The 24,363-nt window shown below is 70.6% G+C and carries 20 protein-coding genes; 9 read left to right on the top strand and 11 right to left on the bottom strand.

Going from position 1 to position 24,363, the window contains the following annotated elements; genetic code table 11:
- Nucleotides 1-36 precede the first annotated feature (36 nt).
- From L942_RS10350 to L942_RS10330, 5 genes are all read right to left on the bottom strand, one after another.
- Nucleotides 37-1,284, bottom strand: a complete 1,248-nt coding sequence (locus L942_RS10350; protein ID WP_051165860.1) for an MFS transporter — start codon at nucleotides 1,282-1,284, stop codon at nucleotides 37-39.
- Between the two features lie 44 nt (nucleotides 1,285-1,328).
- Nucleotides 1,329-2,789: an aldehyde dehydrogenase family protein gene (locus tag L942_RS10345; protein WP_037358087.1), complete on the bottom strand. Its 1,461-nt coding sequence runs from the start codon at nucleotides 2,787-2,789 to the stop codon at nucleotides 1,329-1,331.
- Complete coding sequence (mdlC, locus tag L942_RS10340; RefSeq protein ID WP_037358109.1) at nucleotides 2,786-4,402, bottom strand: benzoylformate decarboxylase; 1,617 nt, start codon at nucleotides 4,400-4,402, stop codon at nucleotides 2,786-2,788. Before mdlC ends, L942_RS10345 begins: the two co-directional genes overlap by 4 nt.
- Before the next feature lie 94 nt (nucleotides 4,403-4,496).
- A complete protein-coding gene (locus L942_RS10335; protein WP_235079026.1) occupies nucleotides 4,497-5,198 on the bottom strand; it encodes an IclR family transcriptional regulator in 702 nt (233 codons plus the stop codon).
- A gap of 644 nt (nucleotides 5,199-5,842) precedes the next feature.
- Nucleotides 5,843-8,620, bottom strand: a complete 2,778-nt coding sequence (locus L942_RS10330) for a glycoside hydrolase family 2 protein (RefSeq protein WP_037358084.1) — start codon at nucleotides 8,618-8,620, stop codon at nucleotides 5,843-5,845.
- A 313-nt stretch (nucleotides 8,621-8,933) separates the two neighbouring features.
- Here L942_RS10330 and pqqA point away from each other — a divergent pair, with 313 nt between their 5' ends.
- From pqqA to pqqB, 5 genes are all read left to right on the top strand, one after another.
- Nucleotides 8,934-9,029, top strand: coding sequence for a pyrroloquinoline quinone precursor peptide PqqA (gene pqqA / locus L942_RS10325; RefSeq protein ID WP_037358081.1), 96 nt, complete (start codon nucleotides 8,934-8,936; stop codon nucleotides 9,027-9,029).
- A gap of 81 nt (nucleotides 9,030-9,110) precedes the next feature.
- Entirely contained in the window at nucleotides 9,111-9,809 is a 699-nt protein-coding gene (gene pqqC, locus L942_RS10320) for a pyrroloquinoline-quinone synthase PqqC (protein WP_037358078.1), read from the top strand.
- A gap of 4 nt (nucleotides 9,810-9,813) precedes the next feature.
- Nucleotides 9,814-10,086: a pyrroloquinoline quinone biosynthesis peptide chaperone PqqD gene (gene pqqD, locus L942_RS10315; RefSeq protein ID WP_037358075.1), complete on the top strand. Its 273-nt coding sequence runs from the start codon at nucleotides 9,814-9,816 to the stop codon at nucleotides 10,084-10,086.
- Complete coding sequence (gene pqqE, locus L942_RS10310; protein ID WP_037358072.1) at nucleotides 10,077-11,150, top strand: pyrroloquinoline quinone biosynthesis protein PqqE; 1,074 nt, start codon at nucleotides 10,077-10,079, stop codon at nucleotides 11,148-11,150. Before pqqD ends, pqqE begins: the two co-directional genes overlap by 10 nt.
- Nucleotides 11,147-12,016: a pyrroloquinoline quinone biosynthesis protein PqqB gene (pqqB, locus tag L942_RS10305; RefSeq protein ID WP_037358070.1), complete on the top strand. Its 870-nt coding sequence runs from the start codon at nucleotides 11,147-11,149 to the stop codon at nucleotides 12,014-12,016. Before pqqE ends, pqqB begins: the two co-directional genes overlap by 4 nt.
- A gap of 114 nt (nucleotides 12,017-12,130) precedes the next feature.
- Here pqqB and L942_RS10300 read toward each other — a convergent pair whose 3' ends face one another.
- The 3 genes from L942_RS10300 to L942_RS10290 all read right to left on the bottom strand — a co-directional run bounded on the left by L942_RS10300 (nucleotide 12,131) and on the right by L942_RS10290 (nucleotide 16,345).
- Entirely contained in the window at nucleotides 12,131-14,152 is a 2,022-nt protein-coding gene (locus L942_RS10300) for a hypothetical protein (RefSeq protein WP_051165859.1), read from the bottom strand.
- Nucleotides 14,153-14,191: 39 nt separating this feature from the next.
- Nucleotides 14,192-15,433, bottom strand: coding sequence for an ATP-grasp domain-containing protein (locus L942_RS10295; RefSeq protein WP_037358067.1), 1,242 nt, complete (start codon nucleotides 15,431-15,433; stop codon nucleotides 14,192-14,194).
- 153 nt (nucleotides 15,434-15,586) lie between these two features.
- Nucleotides 15,587-16,345: a nucleotidyltransferase domain-containing protein gene (locus L942_RS10290; RefSeq protein WP_037358064.1), complete on the bottom strand. Its 759-nt coding sequence runs from the start codon at nucleotides 16,343-16,345 to the stop codon at nucleotides 15,587-15,589.
- Nucleotides 16,346-16,418: 73 nt separating this feature from the next.
- Here L942_RS10290 and L942_RS10285 point away from each other — a divergent pair, with 73 nt between their 5' ends.
- Nucleotides 16,419-17,795, top strand: a complete 1,377-nt coding sequence (locus L942_RS10285) for a hypothetical protein (RefSeq protein WP_037358061.1) — start codon at nucleotides 16,419-16,421, stop codon at nucleotides 17,793-17,795.
- A 114-nt stretch (nucleotides 17,796-17,909) separates the two neighbouring features.
- Here L942_RS10285 and L942_RS10280 read toward each other — a convergent pair whose 3' ends face one another.
- Nucleotides 17,910-18,098, bottom strand: coding sequence for a hypothetical protein (locus tag L942_RS10280; RefSeq protein ID WP_037358058.1), 189 nt, complete (start codon nucleotides 18,096-18,098; stop codon nucleotides 17,910-17,912).
- A 74-nt stretch (nucleotides 18,099-18,172) separates the two neighbouring features.
- On the opposite strand from L942_RS10280, the gene L942_RS10275 reads away from it, so the two are divergent.
- From L942_RS10275 to L942_RS10265, 3 genes are all read left to right on the top strand, one after another.
- The gene (locus L942_RS10275) at nucleotides 18,173-19,075 is read left to right on the top strand and encodes an NAD-dependent protein deacetylase (protein WP_037358055.1); all 903 of its coding nucleotides are present in this window, start codon (nucleotides 18,173-18,175) and stop codon (nucleotides 19,073-19,075) included.
- A 129-nt stretch (nucleotides 19,076-19,204) separates the two neighbouring features.
- Entirely contained in the window at nucleotides 19,205-20,050 is an 846-nt protein-coding gene (locus L942_RS10270) for an LLM class flavin-dependent oxidoreductase (RefSeq protein ID WP_037358052.1), read from the top strand.
- Nucleotides 20,051-20,159: 109 nt separating this feature from the next.
- Nucleotides 20,160-22,562, top strand: a complete 2,403-nt coding sequence (locus tag L942_RS10265; RefSeq protein ID WP_037358050.1) for a glycoside hydrolase family 2 protein — start codon at nucleotides 20,160-20,162, stop codon at nucleotides 22,560-22,562.
- A 2-nt stretch (nucleotides 22,563-22,564) separates the two neighbouring features.
- Here the strand turns inward: L942_RS10265 and L942_RS10260 are convergent, their stop codons facing one another.
- A complete protein-coding gene (locus L942_RS10260) occupies nucleotides 22,565-23,755 on the bottom strand; it encodes a cytochrome P450 (protein WP_037358046.1) in 1,191 nt (396 codons plus the stop codon).
- A gap of 18 nt (nucleotides 23,756-23,773) precedes the next feature.
- Nucleotides 23,774-24,283 (bottom strand): PadR family transcriptional regulator, encoded by a 510-nt coding sequence (locus L942_RS10255; RefSeq protein ID WP_106964852.1) that lies wholly within the window; start codon nucleotides 24,281-24,283, stop codon nucleotides 23,774-23,776.
- Nucleotides 24,284-24,363 lie beyond the last annotated feature (80 nt).

Genomic DNA, 24,363 nt, shown 5'->3' with positions numbered 1-24,363 from the left:
GTGAGTGGCGGCGCCGGTTCTAACCGGCGCCGCCACTCACGTGGTTTCCACCTGCGGCGCCGGACTGTCCGCCGGGGCGTCCGGCGCCGGGTCCCGGTTGACCACCGCGATCGCGAGCGCACCGATCAGCGCTACCGCCGCGAAAAGGTAGAAGCCCCACGGATACGCCAGCCCCGCCGACAGCAGCAGCCCGGTCACCAGCGGCCCGGACATCGCGCCGAACCGGCCGATCCCGCTCGCCGCGCCGAGGCCGGTGCCGCGGGCTTCGGCGGGGTACACGCGGGCGATGTACACGTAGACCAGCACCTGCGAGCTGAAGGTGAAGATCCCCGCCAGCAGCACGCCGACGTACACGCTCGCCCCGGGCAGCTTGATGCTCAGCAGCGCCAGGAACACCGCGGCCGCGACGAACCACCCGATGGTGGAACGGCGGTAGCCCATCTTGTCCGCGACCCGGCCGCCGACCAGGAGACCGAGGACCGCGCCGACGTTCAGCACCAGCAGCAGCGCCAGCGCGGCGCCGAGTTCGTAGCCCGCCGCGCGCATGATCTGCGGCAGCCAGGTGTTCAGGCCGTACACCAGCAGCAGCCCCATGAACGACGTCACCCAGAAGGCGATCGTCGCGCGGCCGTAGCCGTGCCGGAACAGCACGCCGAGCGGATTGCGGTTCCGCCGGGCTTCCTTCGCCCGCTCCAGCGCCTTCGACTCGGGCAGGAACTTCGTCATCAACGGCACCAGCACCAGCGCGGGCGCGGCCCCGATGACGAACATCCACTGCCAGCCGAACCGTTGCAGCACCAGGATTCCCAGCAGCGCGGTGAGCACCGCGCCGACGTGATAGCCGGTCATCAGCACGGTGGTCGCGCTCCCGCCGCGGCCGATCCGCGCGTACTCGGTGATCAGCGCCAGCGCGGTCGGCAGCACGCCGCCGAGCCCGAGCCCGGCCAGGAACCGCAGCACGCCGAACAGCCACGGCCCGCTCGCGAACGCGCACAGCAGCGTGCAGACCGAGAAGCTGGTCACGGTCAGCAGCATCATCCCGCGGCGGCCGAACAGGTCGCTGAGCGGGCCGATCGCGAACGCGCCGACCGCCACGCCGAGCAACCCGACCGCGGAGATCAGCGACGCCGTGTTGGGGTCGAGTCCCCACGCTTTGTCCTTGAGCAGCGCGGGCAGCACGACGCCCAGCACCACCAGGTCGAAGCCTTCGAGCGCCACCGCCGTCCAGCACAGCGGGGCCACCCAGCGGGCGTGTCGCGCCCGCGGATCTGTCGAGACCGTCATGTCATCACCTGCGTCGTCGGAGGGGACCTGGTCGGGTACTGCGGTCAGAACGGGTACTGCGGAAGGTCGCCGCGCACGGTGACCCACTGGGTTTCGGTGAACGCCTCCAGGTTGGCCTGCGCGCCGCCGTGCCGGGAGCCGGTGCCCGAATCCCCCACGCCGCCGAACGGCGCGAGGGCTTCGTCGTTGACCGTCTGGTCGTTGACGTGCACCAGACCGGACGGGATCCGCTCGGCCAGCGCCAGCCCCCGCGCGGCGTCCCGGGTCAGGATGCCCAGCGAGAGCCCGTATTCGGTACCGCCGGCCAGGCGCACTGCTTCGTCCACTGTGGAGAACGGCACGACCGGCGCGACCGGCCCGAACACCTCCTGCGCGTACGCGGGCGCGGTGAGCGGGACGTCGGTGAGGACGGTCGGGCGGTAGAACAGGTCCTCGTAGGTGCCGCCGGCGGCGATCTTCGCGCCGGCTTCGGCGCTGCCCGTGACGACCGAGTGCACGCGGTCGCGCTGTCCCGCGTCGATCAGCGGGCCGAGCGCGACGTCGCCGTTCGCCGGGTCGCCGACGGTCAGCTCGGCCGCGTGCTCGGCGAGCGCGGCCGCGTAGTCGTCGGCGATCTCGGCGGCGACGAGGTGCCGTCCGGTCGCCATGCAGATCTGCCCGGAGTGGTTGAACGAACCGAACGCGCCGACCGACGCGGCCTTCTCGACGTCCGCGTCCGCGAGCACCACGAGCGCCGAGTTGCCGCCGAGCTCGAGGTGCGCGCGCTTGAGCCGCTCCCCCGCCGCCGCGGCGATCCGGCGGCCCGCGCTCGTCGAGCCGGTGAACGCGATGACGCGCACCAGCGGGTCCTCGACCAGCGCCGCGCCGACGTCCGCGCCGCCGGGCAGCAGGTGGAACAGTCCTTCCGGCAGACCGGCTTCCTCGAAGATCCGGGCGAGCACGACGCCACCGCACACCGCGGTGCGCGGGTCGGGCTTCGCCAGCACCGCGTTTCCGAGCGCCAAGGCGGGCGCGATCGCGCGGATGGACAGGATCACCGGCGCGTTGAACGGCGAGATCACGCCGACCACCCCGGCCGGGACCCGGCGGGCCATCGACAGCCGAGGCTGGCTGGACCGCAGCAGTTCCCCGTACGGATGCGCGGCGAGCGCGGCGGCTTCGTGGCATTCCTCGGCCGCGACCGCGCGGGTCTGGAACTGGGCGAACGCCCGCGTGGCACCGGATTCCCGGACGAGCCATTCGTCGATCTCGTCGCCGTGGTCCTCGAAAAGCCGCGCCGCCCGGCGCAACACCCGCGCCCGCTGGTCATACGGCTGAGCGGCCCACTCCCGCTGCGCTTCCTTCGCCGCGGCCGCGGCCTTCGCGACATCCTCCGGAGCCGCCGCGCCGACCCGGGCCAGAGTCTTCCCGGTGGCCGGCTCGACCGCGTCGTACTCGCCGCCCGCGCCGGGGACCCAGCCGCCGGAGAAGATCCGGCCCCGCCAGCCGTTTCCGAGCAACGTCATGCCGTCACCGCCACTTCCAGCACCAGCGGCTCCGTGCGCGCGGCCAAGGTCGGCAGCACCTCGGTCAACACCGACTCCAGTTCTTCGCAGGTTTCCGCCCGTCGCGCCGGGCAGCCGAGCGACTTGGCGAGCCCGCTCACGCTGACCTCGTCGAATCCGGGCCACGGCGCTTTCCCGCCTCCGGCCGTGCGTTCGCCGTGCCGCACGGCGAGTTTGTCCATGATCGCGTAGCCGCCGTTGGACAGGACGAGCACCAAGACGCCGACGCCGTAATGCGCGGCGCTCCACAACGCCTGGATCGAGTACAGCGACGAGCCGTCCCCGATCACCGCGACCACCGGCCGTTTCAGTCCGCCCATCCGCAGGCCGATCGCGGCCGGGATGCCGAAACCCAGGCCGCCCATGGCCGCGCTGAGGAACCCGAGCGGCTCGCGCGCCGGGACGAGCGCGTGCAGCAACGGACGGCTCGACGGGGATTCCTCGACCAGCACCGTGTCCTTGGGCAGCTGGCGGGCGAGCAGGCCGAACACGTGCTCCGGCCCCAGCGGCGCACCGTCCCGCGGCTTGCCGGGCAGCTCGACCGTCCGGCCGACCTTCTCCGCACGCGCTTCCCGCGCCGGAACCAGCTCCGCCAACGGCGCGCAGACCGCCGAGGGCCGCGCCAGCACGGCGAGGTCGACCGGGCTGCGGTGCGCTTCGTTCGGATCGTCGGTGACCACCGCGAGGCGGGTGCCCGGCTCGGCCAGCTGTCCCGGTTCCCGCGGGTACTGCCGGAAAACCGGCGCGCCGACCGAGAGCACCGCGTCGTGCCCGGACAACGCTTTCCGCAGTTCTTCCCGGCCCGGCGGCAGATGTCCGGCGAACTGCGGGTGATCCTGCGGGAATCCGGCGCGCGCGCCGAACGCCTCCTGCCACACCGGGCACGCGAGCTTCTCCGCCAGGGCGGTCAGCCCGCGCCACGATTCCGCGTCGTCGGCCCCGGCCCCCACGACGAGGACGGGATTGCTTGCCGCACCGAGGAATTCCGCCAGCTCGGCCAGCACCGCGGGTTCGGCGGCGTTCGCGCGGACCAGCCTGGCCGGCGCGGGCAGCGGCTCGTCCGCGTCCGCTGGTTCGGACCAGTCGTCCATCGGCACGATCACCAGCGCCGGGCCGCGGTGCTCGCGCGCCTCGTGCCAGGCCCGGGCGAGCGCGCCCGGAACGTCCTGCGCGCGCAGCGGTTCCGCGATCCACACCGGCGTGGGCCGGGCGAGATCGTCGAGCCGGTGGCCGGTGAGGAACGGCTCCAGCGCGAGGTGGCGACGGTCCTGCTGCCCGACGAGCACGACCAGCGGCGCGCGGTTGACGCGGGCGGTCGCGAGCGCGCCGACCGCGTTCCCGAGGCCCGCCGTGGTGTGCAGGATCGCGACCGCGGGCCGGTCGTTCGCGAGCGCCCACCCGGTCGCCATGCCGACGACCGAACCCTCGTGCAGCGCCAGCACGAACTCGAGGTCGTCGGGCAGGTCGGTGAGCAGCGCGATCTCGGTCGACCCGGGATTGGCGAACACCGTCGTGGCGCCGAACCGGCGCAGCACTTCGAACGCGGCGTCGCGAACGGTCGGGGCAGGGCTCACGGACTTCTCCTCGGCAGTGCGGCAGCGGGCGACCGGAGTCTCCCGGCTCGGTTCCGGGCCGCCCAGCCCCTCTTCCACTCAGCGGAAAATTTCCTCAGCCCTGCAATGCGCGCGTGACGCCCAGCGCGGCCATCCGGACCACCGGCACCAGCGGCGACAAGTTCGGCGTGGAACTGGGCACCACCACGGAAATCGCCGCCACGACCTGATCGGCGGGCCCGCGCACCGGAGCCGCGACCGACGACGCGCCCTCGGTCATCTCGTTGCGGGAGATGCAGAACCCTTGCAGCCGGATCTCCGCCAGCACCTGCCGCAGCCGCGCCGGGTCGGTGATCGTCCCGCTGGCCCGCCGCTCGAGCCCGCCGGCCAGAATCTTCTCGAGGCAGTCCGGCGGCGCGTGCGCGAGCAGCACCTTGCCCGGCCCGGCCGCGTGCAGCGGAAGCCGCAGCCCCACCCGCGAGGTGACCACGACGTCCGGATGCGCCTCGAGCTTTTCCAGATACAGCGCGCGGTCCCCATCGAGCACGACCAGGTGGACGACCTCGTGCGTCACCTGCAGCAGATCCTGCAGATACGGCAGCGCGACGTCCCGCAGCTCCCGCCCGCCGGGCGCCTGCGCCCCGAGCTGCCACAGCCGGAGCCCGATCCGGTACCGGCCCCGGCCGGTCCGCTCGAGCGCGCCCCAGCCGGTCAGTTCGGCGAGAAGCCGGTGCACCGTGGCAGGAGCGAGCCCGGTCGCCCGGGTGATCTCGCCGTGGGTCTGCTCGGGTCGGCCGGACAGGAAGGAATCGAGCACCGCGAACGCGCGGCTCAGGACAGTGCGCCCGGGTTCGGCGGCGTTGCCGGCGATCGCGTGCCTCCGGGGCTGCGGTGGAACGGGACGGGGACTTGGCCGCCCATCATCCGCCAGTCCCGCGAACACGGCAACCCGCCGCCCTCCCGACTGTCCACACCAGACACTGGCCCGCAGTTCACCGGGTCCGGCGAGCTGAGCCGTTCCGGCGCGGACGGCCTGGTCCGGGCGGTCGAATCGGCCAAGGCCACGGCCGCGCGGCCCCCTTCCGGGAGGGGAACCCTCACGACCCGCAACCGGACATCAAGGGCCCCTTCACGGACCTAGATTCCCTCAAGGAGCCCTTCACGGACCACCCGCAACCGAAACCGCGGACCCCCACGCGACCAACCGCGCGAGCCGCGCGAGCCGCGCACCCCACCACCCAACCGCAGCCGCCGCACCCAAAGAATCGAAGCACCCAGCCCCTCCCCCGCACCCCGATACGAAGCCTCCCTGCGGTTCGGGGGTGCTTGTCAAGGCACGCTTTCCCGCCTTGACAAGCACCCCCGAACCGTCCGCACAATCCGGCTTCGGGGTGCCCCACGCCACTCACCGGGGCGCAATGTCGCCGCCAGGCGACGAGCCGCCCGCCCAAGCCCCGCCCCTCACCGCCCAAACGTAGGCACCCCCGGACGAACAGCCAACGCCTCCTGATTGAACGTCACCGCCACCCCCCGCCCCCGCAACCGGGAAGCCCCCTGATCGATCTTCCACCCGTCGACCCGAACCCCGATCTCCGGATGCCGCCGAACCTGCTCCCGATCCACCTGGACCCGGACACTGGCCGCCTCCCCACCCGCCAAATTCAGATAATTATCACTGAACGAAGCAGGAAGAACCCTCTCCCCAGTCCGCACGTCATACACCTGCAAATGCACCATCAACGCGACGGACTCGCCGATGTTCCGCACATCCACCGCCACCGAAACCCCCTCCGGCCCCGGAGAAACCCCAGCGATCACCGAAACCGCGGCCGCGGGCATGTCGTCCAAACCGGCGAACCCAGCCTCCCGCCCGGGAGACTCCACCCAATAAAAATTCCGGATAACCTCGGCACCCCGAACATCCCGAAGCGCCAGCCGGACAAACGCAATCTCATCCGGCCCACCCCGCACGAGCGCCGCCACATTCCCGGCTACCGCACGATCAGCCGCTCCCACCCCGCCGACCGGCAACGAGACCCGGCCGAACTCCACCCCGTCCACCCCGTAAAACCGAGCTTCGACCCCGCCCCGGACGACCGCAGGGGAATGATTAGCCACCACCACGTCGAAACTCCGCGCGTCCAACACGACATTCACCCGCCGGCAAGCATGCTGAACCGCGTAGAACGACGAATGCGCTTCAAGATCATGACTGTACATCTGCCAGACAAAACTGGGCTGTGCGGGATTGGTCATCCACATGATGACCCCAGTCCGCGGATAAGGCCCGGCACTGCGCATATGAGCCACCGGAGCCTCGTAGATAGCCCGGATGCACTCGTAATTCATCATCTGCGACTTGCGCGCGAAATCCGGAAGGTTCCGCACCTCCCCGTACCTCTCGGCGGTCAGCCGAAGATACCCGGCCCCGCCCCCGTTCCCGCCGTTGCCGTTCACGTCCCGATCCGCCCAGAAATCGTCCGGCCGCTCCCAGGACGCCTCCGGGAGCATCTTCCGGATGAACTCCAGCGTCGGGATCGAATAAGACCCGACCTCGTTGTGGAACGGCGGCCACTGCGTCCCGTCGTTGAGCGCGAAGTGCTGGGCGGGCGGAACCCAGTGGTACGGCCCGCCGGACCGGTACCCGTCGATCGGGTTCTTCCCGGTGTCCCCGGCCGAACTGGTCAGCACGGCCCGCTGCGGATCCAGCTCCGCGACCAGCGCGTCGAGCCCGTCGATCAGCGGCTGCGGCGGCGGCCCCTCGTTCCCGCCGCACCAGAGCAGGATCGACGGATGGTTGCGGAACCGCACGATGCAATCGCGGATGTTCGCCAGGTCCCGCGCGATGTTCTCCGCCGGCGGCCCTTCGGTCGAGCAGAAGAAATCCTGCCAGACCAGGATCCCGTACTCGTCGCAGGCGGCGTAGAAGTCCTCGGTGCTGCTCTGCCCGTTCCAGTTCCGGATCAGGTTGAGGTTGGCGTCGCGGTGCAACCGGACCTGCGCCCGCAGCCGCTCCCGCGGAATCCGCTTGAGCGCCTCGTCGAGCCCCCAGTTGCCGCCCATCACCAGGATCGGCAGGTTGTTGACGGTGATCGCCAGGCAGTTGCTCGTCGCGCCGGACGGCGAGCGCATCGGCGTCGTGTACTCGATCCGCCGGATCCCGAAGTCCACCGTCCGTTCGTCGTGCACCTGGCCGCCGGACTCGACGCCGACCGTCAGCCGGTAGCGGTACGGCTCGCCGTACCCGTTGGGCCACCACAACTTCGGCCGCTCCACCCGCAGGCAAGCGACCTCCTTCGACGTCAGCACCACCGACGACGCGCCCGCCGGAACGCCGACCGTCCGGCGGAACCCTCGCCCGTCGAGCGACCCGGTCACCACCACGGATTTCCCGGCCGCGCTGTCCAGTGCGAGCTCGACCTCGACCTCCGCCGTTCGCAAGTCCGGCGACAGCGTCGAAGTGACGTGCACGTCGGCCACCCGCACCGGCCCGGTGGTGCGCCAGGCGACCGGCTGCCAGATGCCCAGGTCCCGGTCCGGAATCGTCGGCAGCCAGTCCCACCCAGCGGTGCAGAAGAACGTCGGCCCGTTCTTCAGCGTGATCCCGGTCGGGCCGCCGTTGCGCCCGCCTCGCGTCACCCCGCTGGCGTAGCTCGGCAACGCGGGCGGATCGGTGTAGTCGAGCTTCCCGACCAGCACTGCCAGCCAGGCCACGCCGTCCGCCTTGGCCACGATGTCGGTGACCTCGAAGACCGCACGCTTGAACGCGCCTTCGACGGTGCCGACCCTGGTCCCGTTCAGCCACACCGTGCCGAGGTAGTTGATCCCGTCGAACTGCAGCCAGAACCGCTGGCCCGGAACCAGCCGCGGCACCCGGAACGCGACCCGGTACCAGTAGCCGGTGTCCTTGAGCGTGTCCGGGACGGTGTCGGTCACGATGTGGCCGTACAACGGATCGGGATACTCGCCGTTGGCGATCATGCTCGTCAGCGGCGTCCCCGGGACGACGGCCGGCTTCAACCCGGCGACATTCTCCGCGCTGGCCAGCACTTTCCCGTCCGCCGACGTGCCGTCCGCCGCGACGAAGGTCCAGCCGCCGGCGATCTCGCCGCCGACCGCGAGCGGACGGGCCTCGGGCGCGGCCCCGGCGGTACCGGGCACGCCGAACGCGCCGAGCACACCGCCGCCCGCGACAGCAATCCCGCCGGACAGAAACCGCCTGCGATTCACCTGGGTCACGTCGCTCCCGAAAGCCTCTACTGACATCGTTGTCAACCGCGCCTGAACCCTATTATTCGGCCGCTCGCGGTCCGGATGTCAAGCGGCATCAGGAGGTTTCCGCGCCGGCGCCGGATTTCTGTCGGGCGGACATCCGGCGGCGGCACCCGAGAGCGAGCGCCCGCTGCGCCATCGGAAGGAATCTTTACAAACTGGGCGGGAAATCGCCTCGCGCCTCTGGCGACCGGCCGCTTCGCGCTTTTAGGGTGGCCGCGTTCGAGGCGGGGCGGATGCCCCGCTCACCGGTGCACCACCGAAGGAAAGCGAGTTTGCCGTGCCCGAACCCGTCGAGATGTGGACCGCGCCCGATTTCGTCGAGTACGAAACCCCGATGGAGGTCACCGCCTACGCGGCCCGCCGGGAGGAGTGACCCGCCGGACGGGGCCGGTCCGCCGCGGTCCCGTCCCCTCCCGGAAACCGTACCGCTCAGCGAGAATCCCGGAGTACGCGAATGTCCACTGTGCACCCGATGAGTCCGGCGGAGTTCACCGGCGCCCTGCGCGGGCTCGCCGGCCGGTACTGGGGCAGCCATCCGTTCCACCAGCGGATGCACGCCGGCGAACTGACCGGGCGCGAACTGAGACTCTGGGCAGCCAACCGCTGGTACTACCAGCGCCTGCTGCCGCAAAAAGACGCGGCGATCATCAGCAATTGCCCCCTCCCGGAAATCCGCCGGATCTGGCTCGACCGCATCGTTTACCACGACGGCGCCATCGAGGGCGAAGGCGGAACCGAACGCTGGCTGCGGCTGTGCGCTGCCGTCGGCTTGGACCGCGCCGAGGTCCTCGACGAACGACACGTCGCCCCCGGGGTCCGGTTCGCCGTCGACGCCTACGTCGCCTTCGCCCGGACCAAACCCTGGGTGGAAGCCGTCGCCTCCGGGCTGACCGAGATGTTCGCCGGGCATCTGATGCAGCAGCGCGTGGCCGACGTCCTCGCGAACTATTCCTGGATCTCCCGCGCCGACCTGGCGTACTTCACCGACCGGATCGACAAGGTCTCCGGCGAGGGCAAGGACACTTTGGACATTGTCGTGCAGCACTGTGTCACCCGCGAGCAGCAAGAGAAAGCGGTGTCCGCGCTGTCGTTCAAATGCGATGTCCTGTGGTCGATGCTCGACTCCATCGAACGCGCCGCGGCCGAGGAGTGAACCGATGGAGACCCTCACTGCCGCGTCAGTGCCGAAACTGCGGGCCGGCGTGCGCCTGACGTTCGATCACGTCCGCGACACGCATGTGCTTTTGTTCCCGGAAGGCGTGCTGGTGCCGAATTCCACCGCCGCCGCAGTCCTGGAGCTCTGCGACGGCGCTACCCCGGTCTCCGGCATCGTCACCAGCTTGCGCGGCCGCTATCAAGGCGTCCAAGAGAGCGACGTTTTAGCCGTGCTGGCCAGGTTCGGACAACGGCGGGTGCTCGAATGGACGTGACCGCGCCGCTCGGGCTGCTCGCCGAACTGACCCACCGCTGCCCGCTGCATTGCGCGTACTGCTCCAATCCGGTGGAACTCGTCGGCCGAGCCGCGGAACTGTCCACTGCGGACTGGACTGACGCGCTGTCCCAGGCCCGGGAACTGGGCGTGCTCCAGGTGCACCTCTCCGGCGGAGAACCGCTGGCCCGCCCGGACCTTCCGCAGCTGGTGACGCACGCGAGCGGCCTCGGCTGCTACGTCAACCTTGTCACCTCCGGCCTCGGCTTGACCGAGCCCCGGCTGCACGATCTCGTCGAACGGGGCCTGGCCCACGTCCAACTCTCCGCGCAAGCCGCCACCCCGGACCGCGCGAACCTGCTCGCCGGCGCGAAGGCCTTCGACCGAAAACTGGCCGCCGCCGAACTCGTGAAGGCCGCGGGCCTCCCGTTGACCGTCAATGTGGTGCTGCACCGGCAAAATCACGACCAGCTGGCCGAAATCATCGCGCTGGCCGAGCAGATGGGCGCGGACCGCCTCGAACTGGCCAACACCCAGTACTACGGCTGGGCCCTGCGCAACCGCGCCGCTCTCATGCCCACGCGCGCGCAACTCGCCGCAGCCGAACCCGTAGTCCGTGCGGCTGTCGAACGCCTCCGCGGCACAATGGAGATCATCTACGTCGTCGCCGACTACTACGAGCCGTTCCCTAAACCGTGCATGCACGGCTGGGGCGCACGGCAACTCACCATCGCCCCGGACGGCACCGTCCTGCCGTGCCCCGCCGCGAGCGTGATCACCACCCTCAAGCTCGACAACGTCCGCGACACCTCCTTGGCCGACATCTGGTACCGCTCGGAGTCCTTCACCGCCTACCGCGGCGAGAAATGGATGCGCGACCCGTGCCGCACCTGCGACCGCCGCACTGCCGACTTCGGCGGCTGCCGCTGCCAGGCGTTCCAGCTCACCGGCGACGCGGCCAACGCCGACCCCGTCTGCTCCCGCTCCCCGCACCGCGGCACCGTCGACCTGATCCTCGCCGAACCGTCCACTTCGGACTTAGTCCCGCGCGGCCCGGCCCGATGAAGGTCATCCTGCTGGGCACCGCGGCCGGCGGCGGCTTTCCACAGTGGAACTGCGCCTGCGCACAGTGCACCTCGGACGCTCCGCCGCGCACCCAAGACAGCGTCGCCTTCAGCGCGGACGGCCGCACCTGGCATCTCCTCAACGCCTCGCCGGACATCCGCAGCCAGATCCTGGCGACCCCAGCCTTGCGCGCCGGACCCGGCCCGCGCGAGACACCGCTGCGCACCGTCCTGCTCACCGACGCCGAACTAGACCACACCCTGGGCCTGCTCATGCTCCGCGAGGCGGAGACCCTCACCGTCCACGCCCCGGCCGCCGCCCTGCATGCAGTGACCGAACACTTCCCGGCCCGCGGGATCATCAGCGAGTACCACGAGTGGACCTGGCACCCCACCACCGAAACCACGCTCGACGGCCTGCGGATCACCTCCCTGCCGGTCAGCGACAAGCAACCGAAATACGCTCGCGCCTCCGCCCACTCCGGCCCGTGGGTCGTCGCCTACCGCATCCACGACCCGGCAACCGGCGGCACCCTCGTCTACGCGCCCTGCCTGCGCAGCTGGCCGCCCGGCTTCGACGAATTCACCAGCGACGCAACCCTCGTGCTGCTGGACGGCACCTTCTACGGCGGCACCGAATTCACGATCGCCACCTCCACCGCTAACCCAGCCGCTCAACAAGCGATGGGCCACCTACCGATCTCCGAGACCTTGCCGATGCTCGCGAACCGCCCGGGCACCACCCGGTGGGCCTACACGCATCTGAACAACACGAATCCCGTCGTAGCCCCGGAGGGCGCGGAACACGCCGCAGTGCTGCGTGCTGGAGCGGAACTGCCGCCGGACGGAACAGAATTCGACCTCTGAGCACGGCGTGGGCGTTCTGGAACGGCTCCGCGAACCTCCGGGACGCTCCGCACCGGAACCCGTCCCCGACCCGCACCGCCCGTCGACGCCGCGGTCGCTCTCGGCTGACGGAGGTCAGCGCTGAGGCGCCGCCTGCAACGTCCCGGCGGGGAGCCGGTCCGCGCCCCAGCTCCGTTCGAGGTAGCCGATGATCCGCGCGATGTCCTCGGCGGGCACCTTCTCCGGCTCTCCGTGCTCTCGCGGGTCGACGTGGAAGATGTACAGCCGGGACGCGAACTGGTCGAACGGCAGCGAGGCCTCGCCGAACCGCTCGCCGTTGCCCGCGGTGGAGACCACCACGCCGTCACCCCAGTCCTGGCCGCTGTCGTTGTTCGGGTTGTAGAAGTACACCCGCATGACGTCCTCGGGATCCGGGGCGGTGCGCAGGATCGTGATCGCGTGCCAGCCGACGTAGCGGGCCGCGCTGTCGGTGACCGCGATCCCGGCCGGCTGCGGGTGGATCAGCGGCTGCTCGCCGTTGTAGGACGGGTGGTAGCTCGCGTGGAACTGCCGCAGGAAATCGTCGAGGTCGACCAGTTTGCCGGTGGCGACGTCCACGTTGATCCGGAATCCGCGGGAGGCCCACCAGCCGTGGAACTCGGGGTTGACCCAGCGGTGCGGATCGCCCGGCCGGTCGGCGCAGCGGCGGCCCATCTCGGCGTAGATCCGGTCGAGGTGGGGCACGACGAGCGACGACACCGGGTCCAGGTCGGCGGGCAGCCCGGCGGACAGGCCCGCGCCGCTTTCCTTCGACGACACCGGCTGCCCTTCGAAGTGCATGACGATCTCGTCGTCGCGCGCCGCCCACACCACGACCTGCAGCAGGTAGTCCGGGTCGTTGTAGGCCCACATCGACAGCGCCCGCGCCGACTGGCAGGTCGGGTTGTCGCCCTGCCCGACGCCCAGGGGCTGGCCCAGCATCGACAGCACGCCCGCGAGCAGCCGCGCCTCCGGCCTCGGCTGGTCGCCGAACACGAGCGTCAGCCGTTCCCGCGCGGCAGCGGACAGCTCCAGCGCGAGCTGCCGCCACAGCGCCGGCACGACCGGCGGCTCGTAGAGGATGCCGCGGTCGAGCAGCAGCGCCAGCCCGTAGACGCACTGCGCGGTCTGCGGGTGCACGGCTTCTTCGATCAGCCGGTGGACCAGGTCGTGGTAGCGCATGAGGCAGTTCCGGCCCACGTCGGACAGGCCGAGCGCCTCGCCCAGGAGGTAGTCGCTCTCGTGCGCGAGGTACCGCAGCAGTTCGGCGTGGTACGGCGAGACCAGGCCGGTGTCGTGCATCGCGCGGGCGAATCCGGCCGCCTCGTACTGCAGGCTCGCCGCGTCCATCGCCTCCAGCCGGGCCCGGAAGACGTCGACGCCCGGGTCCTCCCGGCACGCCTCGGTGGTCCCGAACAGGCTGGTGATCAGCCGGTCGAGCCCCTGCACCGAAGACCCGCCCAGGTCGACGTCCGGATCGCCGCGGTAGATCGAGATCCGCGTGATCAGCGATTTGACCTGGTCGACCTGGATCGGGCGCTGGCGCAGGATCCGCCAGATCTCCTCGACCACCTTGTCCAGGATGCTGTCGTAGCCGATCTGGTCGGCGAGATACCGCAGCAGGTCCCGGATGAGCTGCGCGGTCCGGCCCTGCCTGGTCCGCTCGGCCTCGCTGGGCGGGGTGAACAGCAGCTCCAGGTTCATCCCGAGCACCTGCGACAGGAAGACGCGGGCGTCCTCGGCGGGCAGCGTCGGATGCTCGTAGTCGCCGCACGCGACCGCGAGCATCCGCAGTTCGCTGGTCGCCTCGATCACCACGGTGTCGGTGTTCTCGCTGTGCAGGCCGGGGCCGACCAGCGCGGGAATGAGGATCTCCGGGGTGTCCCAGTCGGTGCCCTGGAAGACCCCGGCTTCCTCCAGCGCCCGTGCCCTGGCCCGGACCGCGGCGGCGCCGTCGGGCTGCAGCAGCACCCGCCGCAGCGCTTCCAGCACCCGCCGCAGCTTCGTGTGCTTGCCGAAGTCGCGGGTCGCGGCCATGGCCGCGACCGCGTCGTCGAGCGCCGCCACGCGTTTGGCCAGCGTCGCGGTCGTGCCGGTGACGTCGGCGTTCGGCTCCAAGTGCGTCCTTCGGTCGGGGTGGCGGACTCGTCCGGGGTCTCAGACGTAGAAGTCCAGTTCCTCCTGCTCCTTCAGCAGGTCGCGCATCCGGTAGGGATCGTCCCCGAAGAAGTACAGCAGACCCCAGTGCGTGCCGAACGCGGTCCTCTTCGTGACGGTCTCCTCCAGGGGCGCGGTCAGGTCGTGTGACTCATAGTAGTCGTCGTCCTCGGTCTCCTGCGGGATCCGCAACTCGCTTACCACCCGGCGGCGCGGGTAAACCCCGAAGCAGCCGGCGACCCCGGTCGCGTCGACGACCTCCCGCGGGAAGAAGGCGTCGATCTCCTCCTCGGTCGTCTTCGGGTCGAAGGACAGGACCAGCGCCTGGTAGGCGTTGAAGCCGTAGGCGCGTTCGAGCAGTTCGAAGACCTTGAAGCCCGGCGGGCGGTACGCGACCTCGCCGAAGTACATCTCGCCGTCGCTGGTGACGAAGTACTCCGGATGCACGAAACCGAATTCGATGTCGAAGGTCTTGACGAGCTTCTCGATCTGGGCGGTGATCTGCGGACGGTACCGCTCCAGCTCCGGTGTCGCCGGGACGAACACCGAGTACCCGAGCGTGACGTACTCCGAGATGTTGAGGAATTTGACCTTGCCGCGGTGGATCCACGCCTCGACGGCGAATTCCCAGCCGTCCAGATGCGACTCCATCAGGACCGGGAACTCCTCCTCCGGGATCGTGTCGATCTCGTCGGGGGTCCGGATGACGCGGTGCCCGAGGCAGCCGGCCTTGTCGAACGCCTTGAGGTGGATCGGATCGTTCGGGTCGCCGTCGAGCTTGAGCAGGGTCTGGTTGACCCGCTTGAGAAACCGCACGACGTCTTCGCGGTCGTGCGCTTCCTCGAAGATCCCCACCCGGATGCCGCCGAGCTGCGCCCGGCGCTTCATCAGCGCCTTGTCCCGCAGCAGCATCGCCTGGCCGAACAGCCGCGGGTTGTCCATCAGCACGGAGTTGATCGCGCCGGCCCATTCGACGGTCTCCTCGAACAGCGGGATGGCGACGTCGACGCCTTCCTCGTGCAGCATCTCGGCGATCTCCATCGAACGGTCGTTGAGCCGCTCGAAATTCCACGACATGTACGGGATGTCGTGCTCGACGCAGTACTTCTCCGCCCAATCCGGGGCGACCACGACGTAGCGCCGGTCGAACCGGTCGAGTGCCTCGACCGCGTTGAGCGACCAGCCGAGCAGCGCTACGTATCCCTTGTCCGGATCCTTCGCGACCGTCTCGGACTGTGGCATAGACCGTTCCTCCGTTCAGCACGTGCGGCTCGCCACGGCGCGGCGGCCGCAGCCGTACTGAACAGGGGTACCCGATTTCCGCTGAATTAAACGGATCCTTCCCGTCCGACTCGGCCGCGCACGAAGAATCTGTTGCACCGCAACGGTTTCCGGCTACTCGGCACCGACCGCCTGACCGATCAGCGCGCACGCCGTGGCGAACGCGCCGACCAGATCGTGTCCCATCCCGGCCACCACGTCGTCCATCCCGCGCAGCCCGGCGCGCTCCAGCAGGGTTTTCTCGTTCGTCACCCACTCCCCGCGCGCCGCCAGCACCGCGTGCCCGGCCTGCATCGCCGCCACCCCGACCGAAGCCGCGGTCTCGACGACCCGCCCATGCCGGACATGCGCCGACTTCGCGTACTCCAACGTCCGCTCCGCGGAAGCACGCCAGAACTTGGGAGCGTTCTCCCGCAACAGTTCCGGATACTCCGGCCGCGGCAGCTCCCCGCGCAGCACCCGGTTCAGCGCCAGCTCCGCCACCACCAGGTAACTCGGGATCCCGGCCAGGTGGAACGCCAGCGGCTCCCAGCGGAACCGGCCCTTCCGCGCCTCCGCCAGCTCGTGCTCGACCACGTCCAGGTCCCGGTAGTGCACGTCCACCGGCCTCCCCTGGACGGTCAGCCACGCGCCTCCGTTGAAGACCCCGCCGCCCCATTCGCCCAGTTCCGACACCGTCCCGGGCAGGCCGAGGGCGCGCAGGTCGTCCGGGTCGAACGCGCCGCGGTAGTACACCGCGTAGTCCCAGTCGCTGTCCGGCCGGTGGGTGCCGCGCCCCCGCGAACCGCCGAGTGCGACCGCTTCCGCGCCGGGCAGGCCGGACAGCAGATCGGCCACGTGCTCAGCGAACGTTTCCTCGTCGTTTTCCCGCATCAGGAGAACATGCCATGAATCTCTGCCAAGATCGCTCGTATTTCGCCGACAGCCCGACGACCTGGGGGTCTGAATGCACCGATTCCGCACGATCGCGCTCGCTGCCACCGTGAGCACCGCGCTCGGCGTCGCACCAGCGAACGCCGCGCAGCCCTTCTCCGACACCGTCTTCGCCGCCACGCACAACAGCTACTCCGGCAACGTGGACGGCGCGAAGGGGTCCATCTCCTCCCAGCTCGACCACGGTGTCCGGTTCATCGAATTCGACATCCACGACAACGGTTACGCCACCCGGCACGACTACGGCATCGGCCACAGCTCGCCCGGCGACCTGGTCGACCACGCGGGCAACCCGGCGTCCGACAACCTCCGCGACTGGCTCGCGGTGGTGAACGCCTGGTCCGCCGCGCATCCGGACGCCGCGCCGATCGTCGTCATGCTGGACCTGAAAGACGACCTCACCGACAACGACTCGTTCGCCGCCGGGAACCTGGCCGCGGTCAACGCCGAGCTGAGCGCCGCCTTCGGGCCGCGCCTGCTCTCGCCTGCCGCCTACCGCACCGGGGCCACCACGGATTCCTTGCGCGGCAAGGTGCTCCCGCTGCTCTCCGGCGACGGCGGCACGCGCGCCGCGTATCGGCGGGACGTCGGATACCACCCGGCGGTCGCGATCAACGGCCGCGGCCAGGTCGTGGAGGTGCACGATTCCGGCGGCGGCGCGCTCTGGTACTGGACCGGGCAGCTCGGCGCCGACGGACGAGTCTCCTGGCAGCGGCACGGCCGGTACGACAGCGGGCAGACCCCGGCGGTCGCGCTCGACGACTACGGCCGGATCGTCGAAGTGCACCAGTCGCAGAGCGCCACGACGCTCTGGTACCACACCGGACAGCTCGGCGCGGACGGCGAAATCCGCTGGTCGGCAAGCCATCAGTACGACAACGGGGTGCTCCCGACGGTCGCGTTCACCAGCTCCGGGCTTCGCGAGATCCACCGCAGCCAGGCGAGCGACCAGAACTGGCAGTGGCGCGGCACGCTCGACGCGTCCGGCGGGACGGTGACCTGGACCGGCAACGCGAAAACGTCCGATCCGCGTTACGACAAGGCAAACGCCGGGCGAATCTCCGTCGCCACCGGCGCCGACGGTTCCACTCCGGCGCAGACCCTGCGCTACTCCACCGCACAGGTCGCCGGCGGCCGGGTGCAGTACCAGCAGGTCGCCTTCGACGAATACCAGCAGGGCGATCCGGCCGAACTGCAGGACGGCCTGTTCTACGGGGCCCCGGCGAAGGAATCCGCGTTCCTGGTCGCCGCGCGCAAGAGCGGGCACGTGGTCCGCGGCTGGGATTTCGACAGCGCGGGCCTGGCCACCGATCCGCTGGTCAACTACCCGGCCACCAACCACCCGTACGACGACTGGTACCGGCAGCTCACCGAGGACGCCGCCCGCTGAAAGAGAAAGCGGCCCGCGCTCTCCCACCCCGACGGGGAGAACGCGGGCCTCGCCTACCGGCTGGAGGGTCGGTGTTCCTCCCAAGAACACCGGCCCCTCCGGCCCGTGGGCGCCTCAGGCGGTCCGCTGCCTGAGCCGAGCCGCCCCGACGGCTACGACCGGCATCGACGCTTCCCGCAGCGCCGCCCGTTCCACCGGACGGCGGACCGCCCCGCCGGGAGTCCGCACGCAATATCGCTCCACGGACTCCATCAGCACGGCGGCGACCATCACGACGACGGGGGTAGCCAGCGCGAACCACATGTTGCCTTTGGTACCCAGCCGCGCGAAAAACCAATCGCCCGCTTTCGGAAAAGGGTGGCCAGTAGACTGGCGGCGTGCGCACGCGACCGACGCTGACCTGGGCCGGACCTGGCGAACCACTGCCGCGCACGGGCACGGTCGCCGACGTCGCAGAGATCGTCGCCGGGCGGCGGGTGCTCGTGCTCAGCGGGGCCGGGCTCTCCACTGAATCCGGCATACCTGACTACCGCGGCGAAACCGGCAGCCTCCGCAAACACACGCCGATGACGTACGGCGAATTCGTCGCCAGCGAGGCGGGCCGCCAGCGTTATTGGGCGCGCAGCCACCTCGGCTGGCGCACCATCGCGCGGGCCGCGCCGAACGACGGGCACCGCGCCGTCGCCGCATTGCGCGCGGGCGGCTGGGTTTCCGGCGTCATCACGCAGAATGTCGACGGACTGCACCGCGCGGCCGGCACTGCCGGCGCGGTCGAACTGCACGGCAACCTCGACCGCGTCGTCTGCCTCGGCTGCCGCCGCGTCACCGCGCGCGAGGAACTCGACGCCCGGCTGCGCGCGGCCAATCCGGATTTCGGCGGCACGGCAACGCGAATCAACCCGGACGGGGACGTCGAACTGGCCGAGGACGTCGTCCGCACCTTCCGCACCGTGCCCTGCACGCGCTGCTCCGGCGTCCTGAAACCGGACGTGGTGTTCTTCGGCGAGAACGTGCCGCGCGCCCGCGTGGAACGGTGCTACCGGATGGTCGACGAGGCATCCGCGGTCCTGGTGCTGGGATCTTCGCTCACGGTCATGTCCGGCTTGCGCTTTGTCCGGCGCGCGGCGAAATCCGGCAAACCTGTCGTGATCGTCAACCGGGGCGAGACCCGCGGCGACGAGCACGCGACCGTCCGCGCCGACCTGCCGCTCGGCCCCGCGCTCACCGAACTGCTGGCACTGCTGGAAACCTCGTTGCCCCGTCCGACGGCCGCCGGATAGGCTGCGGGCACTCCGACGGACCGGTCCCCGGAAACACGCCGCAGAGCGGACCGGCCAGCCTGAAAACCCCAGGTCCAGGAGCGGGCGGCAACCCGGTGACTGCCGACCCGTTTTTCCGGAGGTTTCCCCATGTCCATCGGCATCGGCCTGCCCGTCAGCGACCCCGCCGCCCTGCTCGAGTGGGCGCGGCGCGCGGACGCCGGCCCGTTCCGCACCCTCGGGCTGCTCGACCGGCTCGTCTACTCCAATCCCGAACCGCTGACCGCGCTCGCCGTGCTGGCCGGCGCGACCACCCGCGTCCGGCTGCAGACCGAGGTCCTGCTCGCCCCGCTGCGCGAAACCGCCCTGCTCGCCAAACAGGCCGCCACACTGGACCGGATGTCCGGCGGCCGGTTCGTGCTCGGCCTCGGCATCGGCGGCCGCGAGGACGACCACCACGCCGCCGGCACCCCGCTGCGCGACCGCGGCCGCCGCTTCGACCGGCAACTCGCCGACCTGCGCGCGCTCTGGTCCGGAGAACCGCACAGCGCCGACGCCGGTCCGATCGGCCCGGCTCCGGCTCGCGAAGGCGGCCCCGAAGTGCTGATCGGCGCGTTCAAACCCAAGGCGCTGGCTCGCGTCGCCCGCTGGGGCGACGGGCTGCTCGCCGCCGCTCCCCCGTCGTGGGCGGGCGGGCTGTTCGACACCGTGCGCCGCGACTGGCACGAGCACGGCCGCAAGGGCGAGCCGCGGCTCGTCGCGCAGGTGAACGTCGCGCTCGGCCCGGATTCCCTCGTGGACGAAGCGAAAAAGGCGATGCTCGCGTACTACGCGTTCACCGGAATGGCCGAGCAGATGGCCAGCGGAATGCTCACCACGGCGGAAGACCTCCGGGCGGCGATCCGCGCGTATCGCGACCTCGGCGCGGACGAGGTGATGCTGTACTGCTGGGCCGCCGATCCCGGCCAGCTCGACCGGCTCGCCGACCTCTGCTGACCAGCTGACCTCTGCTGAACAACCCGGGAAGTAAGCTCGCGCCCATGCAGGCGTCGACGCTCTCCGGCGGATCTTCCGCGCCCCGTCCCGGAACCGCCCGCCGGCGGGGATGACGGGCGAACCTTCCCGGCGGCCCTCGTGGCTCGCCGCGCATCCCCGGCGAAGTTTCCTGCTCGGGGCCGGCGCGGCGCTCGCCGGTTCGGGCGCGCTCGCCGCCGCGCTTTCCCGTCCCGCGCCCCCGGAGGCGCGGGACGGGTTCGGCGCGGACTGGCTTTTCGGCCCGTTCGTCCCGGGCAGCACGGATCCGGACTTCGACGACAGCGGGATGGCGCTCGTCTCGGTGCCGCACTGCGTGGTTCCGCTGTCCTGGCAGGACTGGGACCCGTCGGACTGGCAGCAGGTCTGGGTGTACCGGCAGCGTTTCCTCGCGCCCGCGCAACTGCGCCGCAACCGCGCGTTCCTGCAGTTCGACGGGGTGCTCAGCGCCGCGACGGTGTATCTCAACGGCCGCCGCGTCGCCGCGCGCAGCGGCGGTTACCTGCCGCTGCGCTGCGAGGTCACCGGTCTGCTGACGGACAAGGACAACGTGCTCGCCGTGGTCGTCGACGGCCGCTGGCAGCAGAACACGCCGCCGGATCTGCCGGAGTACCCGAAACCGACGGCCATCGACTTCTACCAGCCGGCCGGGCTGTACCGCGAAGTCCGGCTGACCGGCGTGCCGCAGACCTATCTGTCCGATGTGTACGCGCAGCAGATCGCCGTGCTGACGCCGAACCGCGAGGTGCTGGTGCACTGCACCGTGGACTCGGCGAAAGCGGTGAAGGGCCCGGTCCGGCTCACCGCCGCGCTCAGCCAGCACGGTGCCGAGATCGCCTCCTCCTACACCGACCTCACCGGGCTACCGAAGGGAAACACCCAGGTCAACGTGTCGCTGCAGGGGCTCGAAGCGGTCCAGCTGTGGGACCTGGACGACCCGGCGCTGTGCGACATCCTCGTCACGCTCACCGTCGGCGGCCGGAAAGTCCACACCTATCCGGTGCGCACCGGGCTCCGCGACGCGCAGTTCACTGTGGACGGTTTCCGGCTGAACGGGAAGCCGCGCAAGCTGTTCGGGCTCAACAGGCACCAGTGGTACCCGTTCGTCGGCGGCGCGATGCCGGACCGCGTGCAGCGCCGGGACGCCCAGCTGCTCAAGGAAGAACTGAACTGCACGATGGTGCGCTGCTCGCACTATCCGCAGGCGACGGCGTTTCTCGACGCCTGCGACGAACTCGGCATCCTGGTGTGGGAGGAACTGCCGGGCTGGGACCACGTCGGCGACACCGCGTGGCAGGAGCTGGCGGTGCGCGACGTGCACGACATGATCGTGCGCGACCGCAACCATCCGTCGATCATCGTGTGGGGCACCCGGGTGAACGAGACACTCGGCCAATACGCGCTGTACGGGAGGACCGATCAGCTCGCCGCGGAACTCGACCCGATGCGGCCGTGCACCGGCGCCGTCGCCGGCGAGCGCGGCTACCTTTCGCCGCTGTACCCGGTGAAAGCGGGCGGCGGGGTGTTCTCGTTCAACGACTACAGCCGTCCGCGTCCGCCGGGTTCGCCGCCTCCGCTGCGCCCGCCGCGGCGCGGAGTTCCGTACCTGGTCAGCGAGGCGATCGGCACGCTCGTCGGCCCCGCGTACTTCCGGCGGACGGATTCCCTTGCCGTGCAACGGGAGCAGAGCATGCTGCACGCCTGGGTGCACGACCACGCCGCGTCCGACCCGCACTACAGCGGCCTGCTCGGCTGGTGCGGTTTCGACTATCCCTCCGGCTGGTACCACCACTATCGCGGGGTGAAATACCCCGGCGTGATGGATTTCTTCCGCATCCCCAAGCTCGGCGCGGCGTTCTACCGGGCGCAACGCGACCCGTCCCGCGGCGCGGTGATCGAACCGGCCTTCTACTGGGATTTCGGCCCCGGCTCGCCGCCGGGCGGGCCCGGGCGCGACGCGATCATCTGGTCGAACTGCGAGGTGCTGGTGGTGACTGTCGAGGGCAAGCGCCCGGTCACCGTGCGGCCGGACCGCAAGCGGTTCCCGCACCTGGCGCATCCGCCGTTCTCGGTGGATCTGCGGGTGGACGGCCGGGCGCGGCCCGAACTGGCCATCGAAGGACAGGTCGGCGGGCAAACCGTGCTGCGCAGGCGGTTCAGCGCGGATCCGGCCTACGACACGATCGCGGTGACCGCGGACGACGACCAGATCGTCGCCGACGGCGCGGACACCACCCGGGTCGCGCTGCGCTTGCTGGACCGGTACGGCGCCCCGCGACCGCACGCGCGCGGGGTGCTGGCCGTCTCGGCGACGGGGCCGGGCGTGCTGATCGGCGACCCCTATCTGGATTTCGGCGCGCTCGGCGGAGCGGCGGCGGTGTGGATCCGGTCGATGCGCGGCACTCCCGGCACGATCACCGTGAGTGCCACGCATCCGTTCGTCAACACCGGAACTGCCACGGTCGAGTCAGTCTGACGTCACCAGACGACCGGCACCTGCGCAACGCCGCCGGTGAGCCGGTTGGCCCGTACTTCCAGTTCGTCGGCGGACACCGCCAGCCGGAGGTTCGGGAAGCGGCGGAACAACGTCGTGAACACCACGCGCAGTTCCGTCCGGGCGAGGCTCGCGCCGATGCAGAAGTACCCGCCGTGGCCGAAAGCGATGTGGGAGTTGGGTTTGCGGTCCGCGTCGAACTCGTGCGCGTCGGCGAACACCGACGGGTCGCGGTTGGCCGACGCGGTCGAGATCATCACCGAGTCGCCGCGCGAGATGCGGACGCCGCCGATCTCCACGTCCTCGTGCGCGTACCGGAGCAGTCCGAGCCCGCCCGGCGCGGACATCCGCAGGATCTCCTCGACCGCGCCGTGCACGCGGCCTTCGGGGTCGGCGGCCAGCGCGTCGCGCCGCGAGAGGTCGGTGAGCAGGAAGAGCACGCCGAGGTCGATCCGGTTCGAGGTGGTCTCGTGGCCGGCGAACAGCAGCCCGGCGGCGAGCCTGCCGAGATCGTCGTCGGTGAACGTCGGGTCGTCGGCCTGCGCGGCGACCAGGTCGGACACCACGTCCTGGCCGGGGTTCGCGCGCTTCGCGTCGGCGAGACCGGACATGTAGGCGGTGAACTCGGTCATCGCCGCTTCGGCGTCGCCGCCGCTGTCGAGCACGCCGATGCGGTCGGACAGGGCCCGGAACTTCTCGCGGTCGGAGTACGGGACGCCGAGCAGCTCGCAGATCACCAGCACCGGCAAGGGAAACGACAGGTGCTCGTGCAGATTCGCCGGCGAGCCCGCGGCTTCCATCCCGTCGAGGCACTGGTCGGCGAGTTCCTGGATTCGGCCGCCGAGGCGGCGCATCCGGTTCGCCGAGAACGCCGGGACCAGCAGGCGGCGCAACCGGGCGTGCTCGGCCTCTTCGGTCTCGAAATCGCCCTGCGGGCCGTTCAGCACCGCGGCGTCGGAGACCGCCGAGGCTTCCTCGGGACGCGGGTGGGACCGGCCGAACCGGTTGTCCGCGAACACTTCCCGCGCTTGTTCGTACGCGGTGACGAGCCAGGCCGGGTCGCCCGCCGGGGTGGTCACCGGGACGATCGGGCCTTCGCGCCGCAGCACTTCGTACAGCGGCGCGATGTCCAGGACGTTCGGCCTCGCGAACGGCAGCTGGGCGGTGGTGGGCATTCGGGGTCCTCCCTCGGGTCAAACCGCCCGCGTGCGCAACGACGCGAGCCAGTCCTGTTCGTTTTCGGCGCGGCGGCGCACCTCGGCCAGCACGAGCCGGCTCCACGGATCGGTCTGCCCCTCGGCGAGCTTGGCCAGCCGGTCCCGCTGCGCGGCGACGGCGGCCTGGCGGGCGTCCAGCACGCGCAGCCGTTCTTCCGGGGTGAGCCTGCCGAAGCCCGCCAGCCGCGCCAGGAACTCGGCCGGGTCCCCCGCCAGCTCCGGCGGCAGGTCGGCGAGCAGATCGTGCAGCAGTTCCCGTCCGACGTCGGTGATCGTGTAGACGTGCCGCGGCGGACGGCCTTCCTGCGGCTGCGCGGTCCGGGTCACCGCGCCCGCTTCGGCGAACCGCCGCAGCGCCGGGTAGAGCGAGTTGTTCGACAGTGTGCGGCCGGTGGATTCCTCGATCTGCTTGCGCAGTTCGTAGCCGTGCCGCGGTCCGTTGGCGAGCTTCGCGAGCAGGAGCACGTCGGTCCACACATAGGTCACAGTAACCTAGGGTCCGGTTGGCCGGCAACGTCCGAACGGCCTATGCCGGAAGAAGATCTCCGCCCGTTTTTGTCGGTGCC

The sequence above is a fragment of the Amycolatopsis orientalis DSM 43388 genome, assembly GCF_000411975.1.
GTDB classification, from domain to species: Bacteria; Actinomycetota; Actinomycetes; order Mycobacteriales; family Pseudonocardiaceae; genus Amycolatopsis; species Amycolatopsis orientalis_D.
The sequence above is the reverse complement of the archived record's forward strand: the minus strand, read 5'-3'. Positions and strand labels throughout refer to the sequence as shown.

Coding starts and splice junctions, on each gene's coding strand:
- L942_RS10350 (WP_051165860.1), bottom strand. CDS start 1,284: ATGACGGTCTCGACAGATCCGCGGGCGCGACACGCCCGCTGGGTGGCC.
- L942_RS10345 (WP_037358087.1), bottom strand. CDS start 2,789: ATGACGTTGCTCGGAAACGGCTGGCGGGGCCGGATCTTCTCCGGCGGC.
- pqqC (WP_037358078.1), top strand. CDS start 9,111: ATGTCCACTGTGCACCCGATGAGTCCGGCGGAGTTCACCGGCGCCCTG.
- pqqD (WP_037358075.1), top strand. CDS start 9,814: ATGGAGACCCTCACTGCCGCGTCAGTGCCGAAACTGCGGGCCGGCGTG.
- pqqE (WP_037358072.1), top strand. CDS start 10,077: ATGGACGTGACCGCGCCGCTCGGGCTGCTCGCCGAACTGACCCACCGC.
- pqqB (WP_037358070.1), top strand. CDS start 11,147: ATGAAGGTCATCCTGCTGGGCACCGCGGCCGGCGGCGGCTTTCCACAG.
- L942_RS10295 (WP_037358067.1), bottom strand. CDS start 15,433: ATGCCACAGTCCGAGACGGTCGCGAAGGATCCGGACAAGGGATACGTA.
- L942_RS10290 (WP_037358064.1), bottom strand. CDS start 16,345: ATGCGGGAAAACGACGAGGAAACGTTCGCTGAGCACGTGGCCGATCTG.
- L942_RS10285 (WP_037358061.1), top strand. CDS start 16,419: ATGCACCGATTCCGCACGATCGCGCTCGCTGCCACCGTGAGCACCGCG.
- L942_RS10280 (WP_037358058.1), bottom strand. CDS start 18,098: ATGTGGTTCGCGCTGGCTACCCCCGTCGTCGTGATGGTCGCCGCCGTG.
- L942_RS10270 (WP_037358052.1), top strand. CDS start 19,205: ATGTCCATCGGCATCGGCCTGCCCGTCAGCGACCCCGCCGCCCTGCTC.
- L942_RS10265 (WP_037358050.1), top strand. CDS start 20,160: ATGACGGGCGAACCTTCCCGGCGGCCCTCGTGGCTCGCCGCGCATCCC.
- L942_RS10260 (WP_037358046.1), bottom strand. CDS start 23,755: ATGCCCACCACCGCCCAGCTGCCGTTCGCGAGGCCGAACGTCCTGGAC.